Annotated in this window: 14 protein-coding genes and 1 riboswitch; of the genes, 8 read left to right on the top strand and 6 right to left on the bottom strand. The window is 68.8% G+C overall.

Translation table 11 applies throughout. The annotated features are described in order from the left end of the window. Positions 1 to 28 precede the first annotated feature (28 nt). Positions 29 to 718: a fumarylacetoacetate hydrolase family protein gene (locus tag ACFOWB_RS05360; RefSeq protein WP_261404269.1), complete on the bottom strand. Its 690-nt coding sequence runs from the start codon at positions 716 to 718 to the stop codon at positions 29 to 31. Positions 719 to 798: 80 nt separating this feature from the next. Beyond that, positions 799 to 1,959: an outer membrane protein assembly factor BamB family protein gene (locus tag ACFOWB_RS05355; protein WP_378146110.1), complete on the bottom strand. Its 1,161-nt coding sequence runs from the start codon at positions 1,957 to 1,959 to the stop codon at positions 799 to 801. A 179-nt stretch (positions 1,960 to 2,138) separates the two neighbouring features. Between ACFOWB_RS05355 and ACFOWB_RS05350 the strand changes: the two genes are divergently transcribed. Then, complete coding sequence (locus ACFOWB_RS05350; RefSeq protein WP_378146108.1) at positions 2,139 to 2,918, top strand: CoxG family protein; 780 nt, start codon at positions 2,139 to 2,141, stop codon at positions 2,916 to 2,918. A 10-nt stretch (positions 2,919 to 2,928) separates the two neighbouring features. Here ACFOWB_RS05350 and ACFOWB_RS05345 read toward each other — a convergent pair whose 3' ends face one another. Continuing rightward, positions 2,929 to 3,813, bottom strand: coding sequence for a MurR/RpiR family transcriptional regulator (locus tag ACFOWB_RS05345; protein WP_261404273.1), 885 nt, complete (start codon positions 3,811 to 3,813; stop codon positions 2,929 to 2,931). A gap of 185 nt (positions 3,814 to 3,998) precedes the next feature. On the opposite strand from ACFOWB_RS05345, the gene ACFOWB_RS05340 reads away from it, so the two are divergent. From ACFOWB_RS05340 to ACFOWB_RS05320, 5 genes are all read left to right on the top strand, one after another. Further along, positions 3,999 to 5,504, top strand: coding sequence for an amino acid permease (locus tag ACFOWB_RS05340; RefSeq protein WP_261404274.1), 1,506 nt, complete (start codon positions 3,999 to 4,001; stop codon positions 5,502 to 5,504). Positions 5,505 to 5,655: 151 nt separating this feature from the next. Beyond that, the gene (locus ACFOWB_RS05335; protein WP_261404275.1) at positions 5,656 to 7,020 is read left to right on the top strand and encodes a glutamine synthetase family protein; all 1,365 of its coding nucleotides are present in this window, start codon (positions 5,656 to 5,658) and stop codon (positions 7,018 to 7,020) included. Positions 7,021 to 7,156: 136 nt separating this feature from the next. Then, positions 7,157 to 8,542 (top strand): aldehyde dehydrogenase family protein, encoded by a 1,386-nt coding sequence (locus ACFOWB_RS05330; protein WP_261404276.1) that lies wholly within the window; start codon positions 7,157 to 7,159, stop codon positions 8,540 to 8,542. 159 nt (positions 8,543 to 8,701) lie between these two features. After that, positions 8,702 to 9,883 carry an iron-containing alcohol dehydrogenase gene (locus ACFOWB_RS05325; protein WP_261404277.1) on the top strand — a complete coding sequence of 394 codons (1,182 nt, stop codon included), beginning with the start codon at positions 8,702 to 8,704 and terminating at the stop codon, positions 9,881 to 9,883. After that, positions 9,880 to 10,764, top strand: coding sequence for a type 1 glutamine amidotransferase (locus tag ACFOWB_RS05320; protein WP_378146104.1), 885 nt, complete (start codon positions 9,880 to 9,882; stop codon positions 10,762 to 10,764). The genes ACFOWB_RS05325 and ACFOWB_RS05320 overlap by 4 nt, the downstream gene beginning before the upstream one ends. Positions 10,765 to 11,110: 346 nt before the next feature. On the opposite strand, the gene ACFOWB_RS05315 is transcribed toward ACFOWB_RS05320, so the two are convergent. The 3 genes from ACFOWB_RS05315 to ACFOWB_RS05305 all read right to left on the bottom strand — a co-directional run bounded on the left by ACFOWB_RS05315 (position 11,111) and on the right by ACFOWB_RS05305 (position 13,301). Next, on the bottom strand, positions 11,111 to 11,638 hold the full coding sequence (locus ACFOWB_RS05315) for a DUF3060 domain-containing protein (RefSeq protein ID WP_261404278.1): 528 nt from the start codon (positions 11,636 to 11,638) through the stop codon (positions 11,111 to 11,113). 83 nt (positions 11,639 to 11,721) lie between these two features. Beyond that, positions 11,722 to 11,913 carry a hypothetical protein gene (locus ACFOWB_RS05310; protein ID WP_261404279.1) on the bottom strand — a complete coding sequence of 64 codons (192 nt, stop codon included), beginning with the start codon at positions 11,911 to 11,913 and terminating at the stop codon, positions 11,722 to 11,724. Positions 11,914 to 12,101: 188 nt separating this feature from the next. Continuing rightward, positions 12,102 to 13,301 carry an O-succinylhomoserine sulfhydrylase gene (locus ACFOWB_RS05305; protein WP_261404280.1) on the bottom strand — a complete coding sequence of 400 codons (1,200 nt, stop codon included), beginning with the start codon at positions 13,299 to 13,301 and terminating at the stop codon, positions 12,102 to 12,104. A gap of 52 nt (positions 13,302 to 13,353) precedes the next feature. Then, positions 13,354 to 13,433: riboswitch (SAM riboswitch) on the bottom strand. A 158-nt stretch (positions 13,434 to 13,591) separates the two neighbouring features. On the opposite strand from ACFOWB_RS05305, the gene ACFOWB_RS05300 reads away from it, so the two are divergent. Beyond that, positions 13,592 to 14,713 carry a 2'-deoxycytidine 5'-triphosphate deaminase gene (locus tag ACFOWB_RS05300; RefSeq protein ID WP_261404281.1) on the top strand — a complete coding sequence of 374 codons (1,122 nt, stop codon included), beginning with the start codon at positions 13,592 to 13,594 and terminating at the stop codon, positions 14,711 to 14,713. Positions 14,714 to 14,884: 171 nt separating this feature from the next. After that, positions 14,885 to 15,322 carry a hypothetical protein gene (locus tag ACFOWB_RS05295; RefSeq protein ID WP_261404282.1) on the top strand — a complete coding sequence of 146 codons (438 nt, stop codon included), beginning with the start codon at positions 14,885 to 14,887 and terminating at the stop codon, positions 15,320 to 15,322. Positions 15,323 to 15,520 lie beyond the last annotated feature (198 nt).

Raw genomic sequence — 15,520 nt, 5'->3', positions numbered from 1 at the left:
GCGTGAGGGACATGGAGGCGGACCGTCCTCAGCCGACGGCGAGCGACAGCGTTCCGACGCCCGCGACCGCGCCTTCGAGCCGGTCGCCCGGCCGCACCGGGCCGACGCCGGAGGGCGTGCCGGTGAAGATCAGGTCTCCGGGGCGCAGCTCGAACAGCCGCGAGAGGCCGGAGATCATCTCCGGCACGGTCCAGATCAGCTGGTTGAGGTCGCCCTCCTGCACGCGCGCGCCGTTGACGTCGAGCGTCACCGCGCCGCTGGTCGGATGGCCGATCTCGGAGGCGCGCGCGAGCGCGCCGCAGGGCGCGGCGTGGTCGAAGGCCTTGCCGACCTCCCAGGGGCGGGCGAGCTTCTTGGCTTCGGCCTGGAGGTCGCGGCGGGTGAAGTCGATCCCCACCCCGTAGCCGAACACGAGGCCGAGCGCGTCGGCCTCCGCAACGTCGACGCCGCCGCCCGACAACGCCACCACCATCTCGATCTCGTGGTGCACGTCCGAAGTCGCGGGCGGATAGGGGAAGGTCGCGCCGTCGGGCAGCAGCGCGTCCGGCGTCTTCATGAAGAAGAACGGCGGCTCGCGGTTGGGGTCGTGGCCCATCTCGACCGCGTGGGCTGCGTAGTTGCGGCCGACGCAATAGACCCGCCGCGCCGGAAAGAGCGCCGACGTTCCGCGCACCGCGACAGCGGCCTGCGGCGCGGGCTCGAAGACGAAGTCGGACATGGCGGGCTCCCTGATGCGTCGGCGATCCCGGCTGCTTAGCACCCCCGGGCCGCGCCTGTCGCCGCCGGAGCCGCGCGCGCCTACTCCTTCAGGAGATAGCGGAAGACCTGTCCCTCCCCGGCGCTCCACTCGCTCGTCCCGAAGAAGAGCGAGCCGCGCGCGATCGCCGGCGAGGTCGTGAAGGCCGGAACGCCCGGCTTGGAGCGCCACATCTCGCGGCCGTCCGTGAGCCTGAGAGCCGCGACGTTTCCCTCGGTCAGGCCGACGAAGACGAGGCCGTTCGCGATCGCGGGCGTCGCGTTGAGGTTGGTCGCGGTCTGAAACGTCCAGCGCGTTTTTCCGGTTCGCGCGTCGAACGCATAGACGCCGTTGGAGTCTGTCACCGCGACGACGCCCTCGCCGACCGCAGGAGAACCGCCGGTCGCGCCCAAGGGCGCCGACTTCCAGCGCCGCTTGCCGTTTTTGGCGCTGAAGGCCCAGACGGCGCCGGCGTCGGTGACGTAGACCGTCCCGTCCACCACCGCGGGCGTAGCCACGGAGAGGATCTGGAGCTTCGTCGTCCACTTTACCTGGCCGGTCTTGGCCGCGAGCGCCGTCAGAACGCCGTAGTTGTTGGTCGCGAAGACGTTCTTTCCGTCCGTGGCCGCCGCGGCGACGAGCGGGCCCTTCATGTCGGTCGACCAGCGGCGCGCGCCGGTCTTGGCGGTCAGCGAATAAAGGCGGTTGTCGTCGCAGCCGAAATAGACCGCGCCTCCGGCCACGATCGGAGAGACGCTGTAGGCCGAGCAACTGAGCGAGGCCCGCCACTTCTGCTTACCCGTCGCGGCGTCGAAGGCGTAAAACGCCTGCTCGCCGTCGCCGACATAGAGCCGCCCGCCGCTGACCGCGGGCGTCGTCTGGACGCGGGCGTTGTCGAAGTCGTGGACCCAGACCTTGCGCCCGCTCTCGACGTCGAGCGCCGACAGAAGCGAGCCGGACGTGAAATAGACCAAGCCGTTGGCCGTCACCGGGCCGGCGGAGACCCGCGTCTGCGCGTTCGAGCTCCAGCCACGGACCAGCTTCTTGGCCGTGTCCGTCGAGATCGCGGTCTCGAACGGATTGTAGGCCGCCCCGGCCGCGTCGAACTTCGGCTGCGCCCAATCCCCCGGCAGCGGATCGGCGGCCGAAGCTTCGCCGCATATCGGCGCGCCTGCGAGCGCCCCGACCACGAACGCACGCATCAACGCTTCGCGAAAAGTCATGACCGGCCCCCGCCTCAAGTCCTGCCGCGACTAAACAGCGGCCCGGAACTGTGGCAAGACGCGAACCGCCCATGGGCGGACCGTTTTCTACGCTCGCCCAGTTTTGTCCCCGCCAGCCGTCGTCTTCGTCGCGACGCCCTAGATCCTCCCGAACCGCTTACCGTCTGCACGGACCCCCGATGGACATTTCCGGATCCCACCGCATTCCCGCTCCGCGCGCGTCCGTCTGGGCGGGACTGCAGGATCAGGAGACGCTCAAGGCCTGCATCCCAGGCTGCCGCGACCTCGCGCCGGCGGGCGGCGGCGGCTTCGAGGGCGCGGCGGAGATCAAGGTCGGCCCGCTCAAGTCGACGCTCGAAGGCCGCGTGAGGATCAGCCAGGCCGAGGAGCCGCATCGCCTCGCGATCGCGGCGACCGCGGCCGATCCCGCCGCGGGCGGCGGCGAGGGCGAGGGCGAGATCACCCTCTCCGAAGACGGCGCCGAAACGCTCGTGGCCTATTCGGGCCGCATCGAGCCGAGCGGCAAGATCGGCCAGCTCGGCGGGCGCCTGGTCACCGGCGTCGCGCGCCAGTCGATCGAGGCCTTCTTCACGCGTTTCTCCGAGCTCGCGGCGGCCGGCGCGCTGCCGGGCGGATCGCCCGCGCCCGCGCCCGACGAGCCCCCCGCGCTCACCGACGCCCCGCCGCTCGTCCATGAGGAGCCGGCGGCCGAGCCCGCGCCGACGCTCGAGGCGCCGCCCACCGTCGAGGACGCGCCGCGCGCGCCGCTCGAGCCCACGCCGATCGCGCCGACCTCGGTGCCCGACGTTCCCGACCCCGTCGAAGTGGCGGCCGCGGAAGAGGCGAAGGAGCCCGAGGAGCGCAGCGGCTCGGTCGGCCGCATCATGCTGGTGGCCGCGATCGTCGTGGTGGTCGGGATCGCGATCTACTTCGGCTTCATGCAGCGCCCGCCCGCCTGAGCCGAGAAGACTACCGCCCGTCCAGCACCCGCTCGCGGATCTGCTCGAGCCGGGCGAGCCGTTCGGACGCCTCCTGCGAGGACAGCTCCGTCACCCGGGCTAGCAGAGCTTCGGTCAGCGCCACGAGGCCGGTGAAGGAATCCCATGCGCCGGCGCTTGCGGTCGGGCCGACGAGCGTCGCCTCCGCGAAGGCGGCCGCGGGGGCCTCCGGCGCGTCCGTCATGAGCACCACGGCGGCGCCGCGCTCGGCGCAGAAGCGGCAGAGCCGCACCACGTCCGGCTGATAGCGGCGAACGTCATAGGCGAGCACCGCGGTGCGGCGGCCGACGTCGATCAGCCTGTCGGGCCAGGTCGAGGACAGCGAGCCGACCTCCTCCACCCCGCCGCGGATGATTTCGAGATGGCGCACGCTGAGCCGCGCCAGCGACTGGCTGAGCCGCCCTCCGACCACGAGCACGCGACGGCGCGGATCCGCCAGGCGCTGGGCCGCGGTCTCGAACTGGGCGCGGTCGAGGTCGCGGAACGCGGCCTGCACGTTGAGCGCGAGATGGTCGCCGAAGGCCTGCAGGCTGTCGCCGCCCTTCGGCGCGAGCTCGGCGCGATGCGCCGTCCAGCGCCCGAGCGGAGAGGCGCGCTCGGCCGCGAGCTCGCTCCGCAGCCGGTCCTGCAACGAGCGCCAATTGTCCATGCCGAGTTTTGCAAGGAGCCGCAGCACGGTCTGCGAACTCGCCCCCGCGGACCGGGCGAAGCGCGCCATCGGGGCGAGGCCCGCGATCGGATAATGGGTCGCCAGATGGTCGGCGGCCCTGCGCTCCTGCGGCGTCAGCTGCGAGGCGATCGCGCCGAGCGCCTGCGCGACCGTCGCCGGGGTCGCGCCCTCCGGATTGGGTCCCATCACGACGCTCCCTGCTTCGGCTCTCGACGGCCTCTTCACAACATCTTGACAGAAATGTTTCGTCAACGGAACGTTCGTTCCAACCGCGACCCGCCGTCAGGGGGACGGGCCGGCGGGGGGCATCGCGACGGCATGTTCGGGACACATGAAACCGCGCCGCCGTCGCCCGCAACGGGGCGGACCAAATGGCAGAACCGACGGGAACGGGCGCGACCTATCAGCAGGTCGACGCGGACTATTTCGCCAAGCGCGGGCTGACGCGCTACGCTGGCGTGGCGAGCCTCTGGGCGCTCGGCGTCGGCGCGGTGATTTCGGGGCACTTCTCGGGCTGGAACTTCGGCTTCGCCACCGGCGGCTGGGGCGGCATGCTGGTCGCGGGCATGATCATCGCGGTCATGTATCTCGGCCTCACCTTCTCGATCGCCGAGATGTCGGCGGCGCTGCCGCACACCGGCGCGGCCTACAGCTTCGCGCGCACCGCGATGGGCCGCTGGGGCGGCTTCTTCACCGGCCTCTGCGAAAACGTCGAATACGTCATCACGCCGGCGGTCATCGTCACCTTCATCACGTCCTACGTAAACTCGATCGTCGGCATCGATCCGATCTATTCGCCGATCGTATGGATCGTGTTCTTCGCGATCTTCGTCGCGCTCAACGTCTTCGGCCTCGAACTGTCGTTCAAGGTCACGATGGTGATCACGCTGATCTCGCTCGCGGTGCTCATCTTCTTCTGGATCAGCGCCATCCCGCACATGGACTTCAACAAGTTCGCGCTGAACATCGGCGTCGGCCCCGACGGAGCCGCGGTCGAGCTCCCCGACGGCGGCGGCTCCTGGTTCCCGTTCGGCTTCTCCGGCGTGCTCGCCACGCTGCCCTTCGCCGTGTGGCTGTTCCTCGCCATCGAGCAGCTTCCGCTCGCGGCCGAGGAGTCGGTCGACCCCAAGCGCGACATGCCCAAGGGCATCATCCTCGGCATGTGCACGCTGATGCTCTCGGCCTTCATGATCGTGCTGCTCAATCCCTCGGTGATCGGGGTCGGCTCGTTCAAGCTCTCGACCTCGCTCGAGCCGCTGCTCGACGGCCTGCGGGCGATCTACGGCGACACCGGCGTGGTGCTGCTCGGCGTCGTGGCCCTCACCGGCCTCATCGCGAGCTTCCACACGATCATCTATGCGCAAGGCCGCCAGATCTATTCGCTGTCGCGCGCCGGCTACTTCCCGCGCGGGCTCTCGGTCACGCACTCGAAGTTCAAGACCCCGCATGTCGCGATGATCGTCGGCGCGGCCGTGGGCTTGAGCGTCATGCTGATCATCTGGTTCTCGCTCGGCGCGGAGCAGGCGGGCTCGACCATCGGCTCGGTGCTGCTCAACATGGCGGTCTCCGGCGCGATGTTCTCCTACATCGCGCAGGCGGCCTCGTTCATCCTGCTGCGCAAGAACGCGACCCACATCGAGCGGCCCTACCGCTCCCCTCTCGGCGTGCCCGGCGCGGTCGCCACCATCGTGATCGCGGTGGTGACGCTCGGCTACCAGGTGCAGGACCCGAACTTCACCAAGGGCGTGCTCTGGGTGCTGGTCTGGTTTGCGGTGATGACCGCGTATTTCGGCCTCGTCGGCCGTCACAAGCTCGTCCTGTCGCCGGAAGAGAAGTTCGCCCAGTCGGGCGGCAAGGACGCCTACGAGTCGCATTGATGGAGTAAGATCCGGAGCCGCCGCGCTCTTGTCCCGGACCGTGGTCCGGGATCCGGAAACGCGGCGGCTCCAAGACGAGCAGAACCGTTCGTCCCCTTTCTCAGGTTTGCGGATCACGTCCGGGACAAGGGGTTCAAGCCAGCGGGACCCGATGAGCAAAAAACAACAAAAGTCCGCCAAGGATCTGCTCGACCTGATCGACGGCCGCGGCCTCACCCATGTGAAGGTCGGCGTCACCGACGCCGACGGCGTGCTGCGCGGCAAATATATGAGCCGCGAGAAGTTCGCCTCGGCGCTCGAGAAGGGTTTTGGCTTCTGCGACGTCATCTTCGGCTGGGACTCGAACGACCAGCTCTATGACAACGCCCGCTTCACCGGCTGGCACACCGCCTTTCCGGACGCCGCCGTCCGTCTCCTGCCCGGGACCGCCCGCGACCTGCCGCTCGAGGGCGACATGGTGTTCGTGCTCGCCGAGTTCGCCGGCGAGGCGGAGGCGCTCTGCCCGCGCGGAACGTTGCGCCGGGTCCTCGACCGCGCGGCCTCGATGGGTTTCGAGGTCAAGTCCGCGGTCGAGTTCGAGTTCTTCCTCTTCGAGGAGACCCCGCATTCGGTGCGCGAAAAGGGCTACAAGAACCTCAGATCCATGACCCCGGGCTTCTTCGGCTATTCGGTGCTGCGCTCGGGCGTCCACGCCGAGTTCTACGCCGAGCTGCTGAAGCTCGGGAACGACATGGGTTTTCCGATCGAGGGGCTGCACACCGAGACCGGGCCGGGCGTTCTGGAGGCCGCGATCGAGGTCTCGGACGCGCTCGAGGCCGCCGACCGCGGCGCGCTGTTCAAGACCATGACCAAGATCCTGGCCGAGCGCCGCGGGCTGATGGCGACCTTCATGGCGAAGTGGTCGCCCGACTGGCCGGGGCAATCGGGACACCTCCACGTCTCGCTCCTGAAGGACGGGGAGTCGGCCTTCTACGCCAAGGGCGAAAGGGGCTCGATGTCCGACGTGATGCGCTGGTTCATCGGCGGCCAGCAGGCGCTGATGCCGGAGGTCCTCGCCATGGTCTCGCCGACGGTCAACGCCTACACCCGCCTCATCCCCGGCTTCTGGGCGCCGACCGACGCCACATGGGGCGTCGAGAACCGCACCTGCGCGCTCCGCGTCATCGAGGGCGGGCCGAAGAGCCAGCGGGTCGAATTCCGGGTGGCCGCGGCCGACATCAACCCCTATGTGGCGCTCGCAGCCGCCATCGGCTCAGGCCTCTGGGGGGTGGAGAACAGGATCGAGCCGGACGCGCCCGTCCAGGGCAACGCCTATGAGCAGAAGCACAAGGCCAAGCGCGCGCTGCCGCGCACGCTCGGCGAGGCGGCGGCCAAATTCGCGTCGTCAAAGCCTGCCAAGGAGCTGTTCGGCGAGGCCTTCGTGGAGCACTGGGCCGCGACCCGCGACTGGGAGCAGCGCGAGTTCAACAAGGCGATCACCGACTGGGAGCTCGCGCGGTACTTTGAGATCATCTGAGCCGCGCTCACGGGAGAGCGTCATCCCGGACGGCCGCGAGGCCGAACCGGGGTCGTTCTCCGAAATGAGCGCCTCTTCCTGACAACGATCCCGGCTCTGCGCCTTCGGCTCCGGCCGGGATGACGACGTGAGACACATGACCGACCAGATCTGCATCTCGCCCATCGACGGAACCGAATTCGCCCGCAGGCCCGTCGCCTCGCCGGCCGAGATCGAGGCCGCGATCTCCGGGGCCAAGCGCGCGCAGGCCGAATGGGCGTCGGTCCCGATCGCCGAGCGCGGCGCGAAGATGCTCGACTTCCTGCGCGAGCTGCTCGCTCTCAACCAGCAGATCGTGCCGGAACTCGCCCAGCAGATGGGCCGGCCCGTCCGCTACGGCGGCGAGATGCGAGGCGTCGATGAGCGGGTGCGCTGGTGCGTCGAGACGGCGGAAGCCTCGCTCGCCGACGTGGTCCCGCCGCAAACGCAAGGCTTCAAGCGCTTCATCCGCCGCGCGCCGCTCGGAACCGTCTACGTCATCGCGCCGTGGAACTATCCGTTTCTCACCGTGGTGAACTCGATCGTCCCGGCGCTCATCGCCGGCAACTCGGTGCTGCTGAAGCACGCCGCCCAGACCATCCTGGTCGGCGAGCGCTTCCAGCAGGCCATGGACAAGGCGGACCTGCCCAAGGGCCTCTTCGCCAACATCGTGCTCGACCACGAGCAGTCCGGCCGGATGATCTCTTCCGGCGTCATCGACCACATCAACTTCACCGGCTCCGTCGCCGGCGGCAGGGCCGTCGAGCGCGACGCGGCCGGCACCTTCGCGAGCCTCGGCCTCGAGCTCGGCGGCAAGGACCCGGCCTATGTGCGCGAGGACGCCGACCTCGACTTCGCGATCGAGAACCTCGTCGACGGCGCCTTCTTCAACTCAGGCCAGTGCTGCTGCGGCATCGAGCGCGTGTATGTGCACGAAAGCCATTACGACCGCTTCGTGGAAGGCGCGGTGGAGCTGACGAGCAAATATGTGCTCGGCAACCCGCTCGACGACGCGACGACGCTTGGGCCGATGGCGAACCGCCGCTTCGCCGACGTGGTGCGCGCCCAGACCGCGGAGGCGATCGCGGCCGGCGCGAAGGCGCATCTCGACCGACAAGCCTTCGCCGCGGACAAGGAAGGCACGGCCTATCTCGCGCCGCAGATCCTCACCAATGTCGACCACACCATGCGCGTCATGACCGAGGAGAGCTTCGGGCCCGTGGTCGGGATCATGAAGGTATCGTCCGACGAGGAGGCGCTGAAGCTGATGAACGACAGCGTCTACGGCCTGACCGCGTCGATCTGGACCAAGGACGTCGCCGCGGCCGAAGCGCTCGGCGACCGGATCGAGACCGGCACCGTCTTCATGAACCGCTGCGACTATCTCGACCCCGCGCTCGCCTGGACGGGCGTAAAGGACACCGGCCGCGGGGCCTCGCTCTCCGAGATCGGCTTCCATCAGCTGACCCGGCCGAAGAGTTTTCACCTGCGCGAGGCGTCGTGACCCTGACCTGATCCTCAGTCGTCATCCCCCGCCTTGTCCGGGGGATCCACGGTCGGCGTAGAGCTCCGCGCTCTGGCCTGGATCCTCCGGACAAGCCGGAGGATGACGCAGCGTTTCGGAGCGAGATCGTCGGACGCGGCGCCCCAAAGAGTTTTGCCCATGACCTTCACCTCCTCCTGGAACTACCCCACCCGCGTTCTGTTCGGCCCGGGCCGGATCTCGGAGCTCGCCGCCGCCTGCGGGACCGCCGGGATCACGCGTCCGCTCTTCGTCACCGACGCAGGGCTGAAGGACGCCGACATCACCAAACGCGCCCTCGACCTGCTGGACGGCGCGGGGCTGAAGGTCGCGCTCTTTTCCGACGTGAAGGGAAACCCCACCAACGCGAACGTCGAGGCGGGCGTCGCGGCCTATCGCGCCCATGAGGCCGACGGCGTGGTCGCCTTCGGCGGCGGCTCGGGGCTCGACGTCGGAAAGCTCGTGGCCTTCATGGTCGGGCAGACGCGGCCCGTGTGGGATTTCGAGGACGTCGGCGACTGGTGGACGAGGGCCGACGCCGCGAAGATCGCGCCGATCGTGGCCGTTCCGACCACGGCCGGCACCGGCTCGGAGGTCGGCCGCGCGGCGGTGGTGACCAATGAGGAGACCCACGAGAAGAAGATCATCTTCCATCCGAAGATGCAGCCCGTCGTGGTGGTCGCCGACCCCGAGCTCACCATCGGCCTGCCGCCGAAGCTCACCGCCTGGACCGGCTTCGACGCGCTGGCGCACTGCCTCGAGGCGTTTTCGGCGCCCGGCTTCCACCCGATGGCCGACGGCATCGCGGTCAACGGCGCGCGGCTCATCAAGACCTATCTGCCGCGCGCGGTCGCGGACGGCTCGGACATCGAGGCGCGCGCCAACATGCTGGCGGCCGCCTCCATGGGCGCGGCCGCGTTCCAGAAGGGGCTGGGGGCGATCCACTCGATGTCGCACCCCGTCGGCGCGATCTACGACACCCATCACGGCCTGACCAACGGCGTGGTGATGCCCTACGTGTTCCTCGCCAACCGCCCCGCGATCGAGGAGCGGTTCTCGCGGATCGCGAAATCCTTCGACATCGAGGGCGGTTTCGACGGCTTCATCGGCTGGGTGCTGGAGTTCCGCGAAAAGCTGTTCGTGGCCAATACGCTTGCGGACCTCGGCGTCGACGAGAGCCGGATCGGCGAGCTCGCCGCGAAGGCCGAGGCCGACCCGTCGACCGGCGGCAATCCCCTGCCCTTCAAGGCGGCGAACTTCGAGACGCTGTTCCGCGCCGCCATCCGCGGCGACCTCGAGGCGGCGAAGGGCGCAGCCTCGTGACCGCCCGCCCCGTCCGCCTGCTCGTCGCCGAGGGCAACACCCCGGCGCTCCGCGAGCGCCATGCGAAAACCTCCGGCCAGACCCCGAGCGCGTTCTACGCCGGCGTCCTCGGCGGACTCGCCAAGGAGCTCGGCTTCGAGGCCAAGATCGATCTCTGCTTCCCGGCCGACGAGGGCGCGAACCTGCCGTCCGGCGAGGATCTTTCGGGCTATGACGGCGTCGCCATCACCGGCTCCGGCCTCAACCTCTGGAAGGCCGAGCGCGAGTCGCTGGCGCAGGTCGAGTTCGCGCGCGCGGTCTATGCGAGCGGGCTGCCGTTCTTCGGTTCCTGCTGGGGCCTGCAGGTGGCCGCGGCGGCGGCCGGCGGAGAGGTGAAGCTCAATCCCGCCGGCCGCGAGATCGGCATCGCGCGCTCGATCCGGCTGACCGAAGCCGGCCGCGCCCATCCGATGCATGAGGGGCGCCTCGAGGTCTTCGACGCCCCCGCGATCCATTCCGACGAGGTGGCGAGCCTGCCCGAAGGCGCGACCGTCACCGCCACCAACGAACTCTGCAGCGTGCAGGCGGCCGAGATCCGCCATGGCGGCGGCGTGTTCTGGGGCGTCCAGTTCCACCCCGAATACACCTTCGCGGAGCTCGGCGGGATCCTCACCCGCTACACGCCGATCATGATGCAGGAGGGCTTCTTCCGCGACGAGCAGGAGGCCGCGACCTACATCGCCGATCTCGTGGCGCTCGACGCCGAGCCCGGCCGCAAGGACCTCGCCTGGCGGCTCGGCGTCTCGACCTCGGTGCTGGAGCCTGCGTTGAGGCGCGCCGAGCTCACCAACTGGCTGAGGAATCAGGTCGGCCCCGCCATGAGCGCGCGCGGGAGGGCGTGAGGGCGCCGCGCGTGCTGGCGCATTTTCTCGCTCGACGCTGACGCAACACCGCGGTCATGCCCGCGCGGCAGAGCGGGCATCCACGACTTACCGGGATCGCGGAGCGCCCGCCGAAGTCGTGGATACCCGAGCAGAGCTCGGGCATGACGATCGAAAGCGCCTCGCCAAGAGTATGATGGGGTCAATCTCGCTCACCGCCGTCATGCCCGCGCGGCAGCGCGGGCATCCACGACTTTCTGGGATCGTAGAGCCCTACGCCAAAGTCGTGGATGCCTGAGCAAAGCTCGGCATGACGGTCGAGGCGACGCCGCCTGGTCCGGACTGCCCTAACCCCCGCCGAAGCCCCTCACTTCGCCTGCTTCACCGTGTTGGCGGCGCCCATCGACGAGATCTTCGGCTTCGGGGCGCCGTCGGCGGTCTTCCACTCGACGGCGTTGTCCGCGCCGTTCACCTGAAGCGTCGAGGCGCCGGCCAGGATCAGCGTCACCTTCTGCTGCGCTCCCGCGATCTCGACCCTGGCCGAGCCCTCGGTCGGCTTGATCGTCGCCGCAACCTCGTTCTGGGTGACGTCGACGCCGAGCGCGCCCGTCTCGCCGCCCCGCACCTTGTGGCCGACGCCCGAGACCAGCATCTCCTTCGCCGCCTCGAACGTCACCTCGTGGGCCGAACCGTAGACGATGACTTTCCCGCAGGCGCCCGTGAGCTCGATTTTGTTCTCCGCACCGTAGATCCCGACGTCCTCGCCGCCGCACGGAACCTCGCGGCTGATGCCGACGCCCTCGATCTTCAGCGGCTCGGCGAGCGCGGACGCCGGGATGGCGAGCGCAAGCGCGAGGCTCGCGCCGGGCGCGATGCGGGCGAAACGGATGGTCATGCGAAATCCCCTCGAACGAGCCCGGTTCCGGCGGGCCGCGCCGGACATCGCGCCGAAGCCCCCTGGGTCAAGCGGCCCTCAGGTCACAGCGCGGGCGCAAAAAACGCCGCGAGCGCGCCGATGCCGAGGCCGAGCGCGAGCGCCTTCAGCAGCTGCGCCGCGCTCACCTCGTCCTCGGCCGGCGTGGGCGTATAGACAGCTCTCCGGCCGAAGGTCTTGGGCCGGTCGTCGTCGTTGGTCTTCCGGCCCCGGTTCTGGAACACCCGATACTCCATGCGCGCGTCTCCTCAGACGGCCGCGTGCCGGCCGTCGTCCTCCTCGGTGATCTGATCGCTTGTTCCAAGCCCCGTTCATGGAGCCGTCCTGGCTCCCGGGCGAGCGATCTCTACCCCGCGAACGCGGCGACTGCGCGTCGGGTTACGTCACGAAACGGACCATGGTGAAGCAGGCGTTAACACGCGTCTCAGACGGCCTTCAGCGCGGTGTCGAGATCCTCGATCAGGTCGTCGACATGCTCGAGCCCGACCGAGAGCCGCAGCGTGGCGTCCACGATCCCCACCGCCTCGCGGTCAGCGGGCGACAGGCGCTGGTGCGTCGTCGTGGCGGGATGGGTCAGAATCGACTTGGCGTCGCCGAGATTGTTGGAGATCTTGACGACCTCGAGCGCGTTGCCGAGCCGGAACGCCTCCTGTTTGCCGCCGTCGACGCGGAACGCCACCAGCGTGCCGCCGCCCGACATCTGCTTCTTCACGAGCGCCGCCTGCGGATGGTCGGGCCGCCCGCAATAGGACAGGGTCGTGATCTTCGGATGGGCCGCGAGATAGTCCGCGATGGCGGCCGCGCTCGCCTGCATGCGCTCCACGCGCAGCGCCAGCGTCTCCAGCCCCTTGGCGAGCGTCCAGGCGTTGAACGGCGAGAGCGACGGCCCGGTCTGGCGCAGGAAGGTGTGGAGGTGGTCCATCACGAACTTCTCCGACCCCAGCACCATGCCGCCGAGCGTGCGGCCCTGCCCGTCGATGTGCTTGGTGGCCGAGTAGACCACGACGTCAGCGCCGAGCTTCAGCGGCTTCTGCAGGATCGGCGTCGCGAACACGTTGTCGACGACGAGCAGCGCCCCGGCCTCATGGGCGATCTTGGCGATCGCCTCGATGTCGTAGACCTCGAGCGTCGGGTTGGTGGGCGTCTCGATGAAGAACGCCTTGGTGTTCGGGCGCACGGCCGCGCGCCACTGGTCGAGATCGCCGCCGTCGACGAGCGTCGAGGGCACGCCGAAGCGCGGCAGCAGGTCCTCGACGACGTAGCGGCAGGAGCCGAACAGGGCTTTGGCCGCCACCACGTGGTCGCCGGTCTTGACCTGACAGAGCATCGCTGCGGTGACCGCCGCCATGCCCGAGGCCGTCGCGCGGCCGGCCTCGGCGCCTTCGAGCGCGATCATGCGCTTTTCGAAGGTGGAGACGGTCGGGTTCGAGAAGCGCGAATAGATGAAGCCCGGGTCGCGCCCGTCGAAGCGGGCCTCGGCCGCCTCCATGGTCTCGTAGGCGAAGCCGGAGGTGAGGAACATCGCCTCCGACATCTCGCCGTAGCCGGACCGCGCCTCGGCCTCGTGCACGAGGCGGGTGGCGTCATGGAGCTGGCGGTCTTTGGGGAGCGATGCGCGGGCCATGGGGGCGACCTCAGAAGGATCGGCCGGGCCGCGACGGGTGAGAAAACCCTTGGGCGTCGCGCGTCCGGCCTTTTAGCGGTTTCGTTTAACGTGGCTGCAAGCCGGCCGGCCCAAAGAACCACGGGAGAGCGCTGGAGTTACGCCCCGCGGCGCTTGGCGTCAACGCCGCTTGTCGGTAAAGCCGGATATCGACCGCCCCACGCCCGTCATGCCCGGCGAAGCCGGGTATCCACGACTTCGGCGTAGAGCGAGGCGATGCAAAGTCGTGGATGCCCGAGACAAGCTCGGGCATGACGGCGACAGTTCGGGAGCGCGCCTTGCTCGGTTCGGATCAAATCGGCGGCATTCTGCCTTCGCAGGCGATCGAAAGACTGATCGCCGAGGGCGCGATCGCGCTCGACCGCCCGGTCGCCGCCGACCAGATCCAGCCGGCGAGCCTCGACCTGCGGCTCGGGCCGGTCGTCCACCGCGTGCGCGCGAGCTTCCTGCCGGGCGGGGCCTCGGTCGCGGAGCGCCTGAAGGAGCTGACGCTCCACACCATCGACCTCGAACAGGGCGCGGTGCTCGAAACCGGCTGCGTCTACATCGCGCCGCTGATGGAGCGGCTCGCCCTGCCGGCGGACGTCGCCGCCGCCACCAATCCGAAAAGCTCGACGGGTCGCCTCGACGTCTTCACCCGCGTCATCGCCGACGGCGCGCGGGCCTTCGACCAGATCCCGGCCGGCTATTCCGGCCCGCTGTTCGCTGAAATCTCCCCGCGCACCTTCCCGGTGCTGGCGCGCGCCGGCTCGCGCCTCAGCCAGCTTCGGCTGCGCCGCGGCGAGGCGCGCCTTACCGACGCCGAACTCGCCGACCTCCAGACGCGCGCGCGCCTCGTCGACGACGACGCGGCCGACGTGAAGGGCGGCGTCGCGGTCACCGTGGACCTCAAGGGCGACGGCGAAGGCCTCGTCGGCTGGCGGGCGAAGCGCCACACCGGCGTCGTGGACGTCGATGCGCCCGGCGCCAACGCGGTGGAGGATTTCTGGGAGCCGATCCGCGCCGGCCGTTCCGGCCTCATCCTCGATCCGGGCCAGTTCTACATCCTCGCCTCGCGCGAGGCCGTGCAGGTGCCGCCCGACCACGCCGCCGAGATGACGCCGTTCGATCCGCTGGTGGGCGAGTTCCGCGTGCACTATGCGGGCTTCTTCGATCCCGGCTTCGGCCATTTCGAGGCCGGCGGCTCGGGCGCGCGCGCCGTGCTCGAGGTGCGCTCCCACGAGGTGCCGTTCATCCTCGAACACGGCCAGACGGTCGGCCGCCTCGTCTACGAGCGCATGCTGGAGCGCCCGGCGACGCTCTACGGCGAGCTCAAGACGTCGAATTACCAGGGCCAGAAGTTGAAGCTCTCCAAGCATTTTCGGGCGCCGTGAGGGCGGGCGGGTGACCTTGGAATCTCAGCAAACATCGCTCTAGAGCGGCCTATTTTGCTCAAGCTGCCAGCAATATTTGCGCACCAATTGAAAAACTCAAGAGTTTGTATGAGTCCTTCTAACAACGAATTTCGAGCGTAGCTCCAGTTTGGCAAACCTAGAGATCCCCGAATGACCGACTTTGCTGGCATCGACGATGATGATTTCCTTGTCTCCCCCTGCATTCTCGAGCAGCGCAGGACGGGCGTTATCGAACCACTAAGCGTGAGAGGGCTCTGCGGAATCGTAGAAGAAGCGCCGAGGGAACTCGCTGTCCTCGGAATTGAAGTCACCCCCGAGGCAATCGTTCGGCGCGTTCGCGCTGAGCTAGAACGCGGCGTTGGTTGGGGACAGTACGTGCAGCCGAGCGCGGAAAATTTTCAGGCGGCGTTGGCTGAAGAGCGGCTCGACGATTTTTGCTTGGCGTTTCAGAAGCTCTATGGAAACGGCTCGATCTTCCGCGAACCGATGGCCAAGCCTGAGATCCGGGCGTTTATCGACGCCTACGAGATTGAAATGCCGGTCTTCGGAGAGGACCTGTACCGATCGGCGCGGCTACGCCTGAACTGAGGAACGCGCACCAGGCAGCTATCGCCGGCGCCAAGCGACATCGGCGCGCTGGATCGAGCACACGTTCCGCAGCTACGAAGGCGATCTAGACGTTGCGGTGGTTGGCGCATCAGGCCTACTGGCCACCCGTGACCCGTATGTATGGACCGGCTGCTGTTCGCAACTGAGGCGTGCTGGTGCGGAAGTCGCTGATATGTA

The sequence above is a fragment of the Chenggangzhangella methanolivorans genome (assembly GCF_042648545.1).
GTDB lineage: Bacteria > Pseudomonadota > Alphaproteobacteria > Rhizobiales > Methylopilaceae > Methylopila > Methylopila methanolivorans.
Note: the sequence above shows the minus strand (reverse complement) of the source record. Positions and strands in the feature narration are given on the sequence as shown.

Bases quoted from the DNA above. Each gene is read 5' to 3' on its own strand.
- ACFOWB_RS05360 (WP_261404269.1), bottom strand. From the start codon at position 718: ATGTCCGACTTCGTCTTCGAGCCCGCGCCGCAGGCCGCTGTCGCGGTG.
- ACFOWB_RS05355 (WP_378146110.1), bottom strand. From the start codon at position 1,959: ATGACTTTTCGCGAAGCGTTGATGCGTGCGTTCGTGGTCGGGGCGCTC.
- ACFOWB_RS05350 (WP_378146108.1), top strand. From the start codon at position 2,139: ATGGACATTTCCGGATCCCACCGCATTCCCGCTCCGCGCGCGTCCGTC.
- ACFOWB_RS05345 (WP_261404273.1), bottom strand. From the start codon at position 3,813: ATGGGACCCAATCCGGAGGGCGCGACCCCGGCGACGGTCGCGCAGGCG.
- ACFOWB_RS05340 (WP_261404274.1), top strand. From the start codon at position 3,999: ATGGCAGAACCGACGGGAACGGGCGCGACCTATCAGCAGGTCGACGCG.
- ACFOWB_RS05335 (WP_261404275.1), top strand. From the start codon at position 5,656: ATGAGCAAAAAACAACAAAAGTCCGCCAAGGATCTGCTCGACCTGATC.
- ACFOWB_RS05330 (WP_261404276.1), top strand. From the start codon at position 7,157: ATGACCGACCAGATCTGCATCTCGCCCATCGACGGAACCGAATTCGCC.
- ACFOWB_RS05325 (WP_261404277.1), top strand. From the start codon at position 8,702: ATGACCTTCACCTCCTCCTGGAACTACCCCACCCGCGTTCTGTTCGGC.
- ACFOWB_RS05315 (WP_261404278.1), bottom strand. From the start codon at position 11,638: ATGACCATCCGTTTCGCCCGCATCGCGCCCGGCGCGAGCCTCGCGCTT.
- ACFOWB_RS05310 (WP_261404279.1), bottom strand. From the start codon at position 11,913: ATGGAGTATCGGGTGTTCCAGAACCGGGGCCGGAAGACCAACGACGAC.
- ACFOWB_RS05305 (WP_261404280.1), bottom strand. From the start codon at position 13,301: ATGGCCCGCGCATCGCTCCCCAAAGACCGCCAGCTCCATGACGCCACC.
- ACFOWB_RS05300 (WP_261404281.1), top strand. From the start codon at position 13,592: ATGACGGCGACAGTTCGGGAGCGCGCCTTGCTCGGTTCGGATCAAATC.
- ACFOWB_RS05295 (WP_261404282.1), top strand. From the start codon at position 14,885: ATGACCGACTTTGCTGGCATCGACGATGATGATTTCCTTGTCTCCCCC.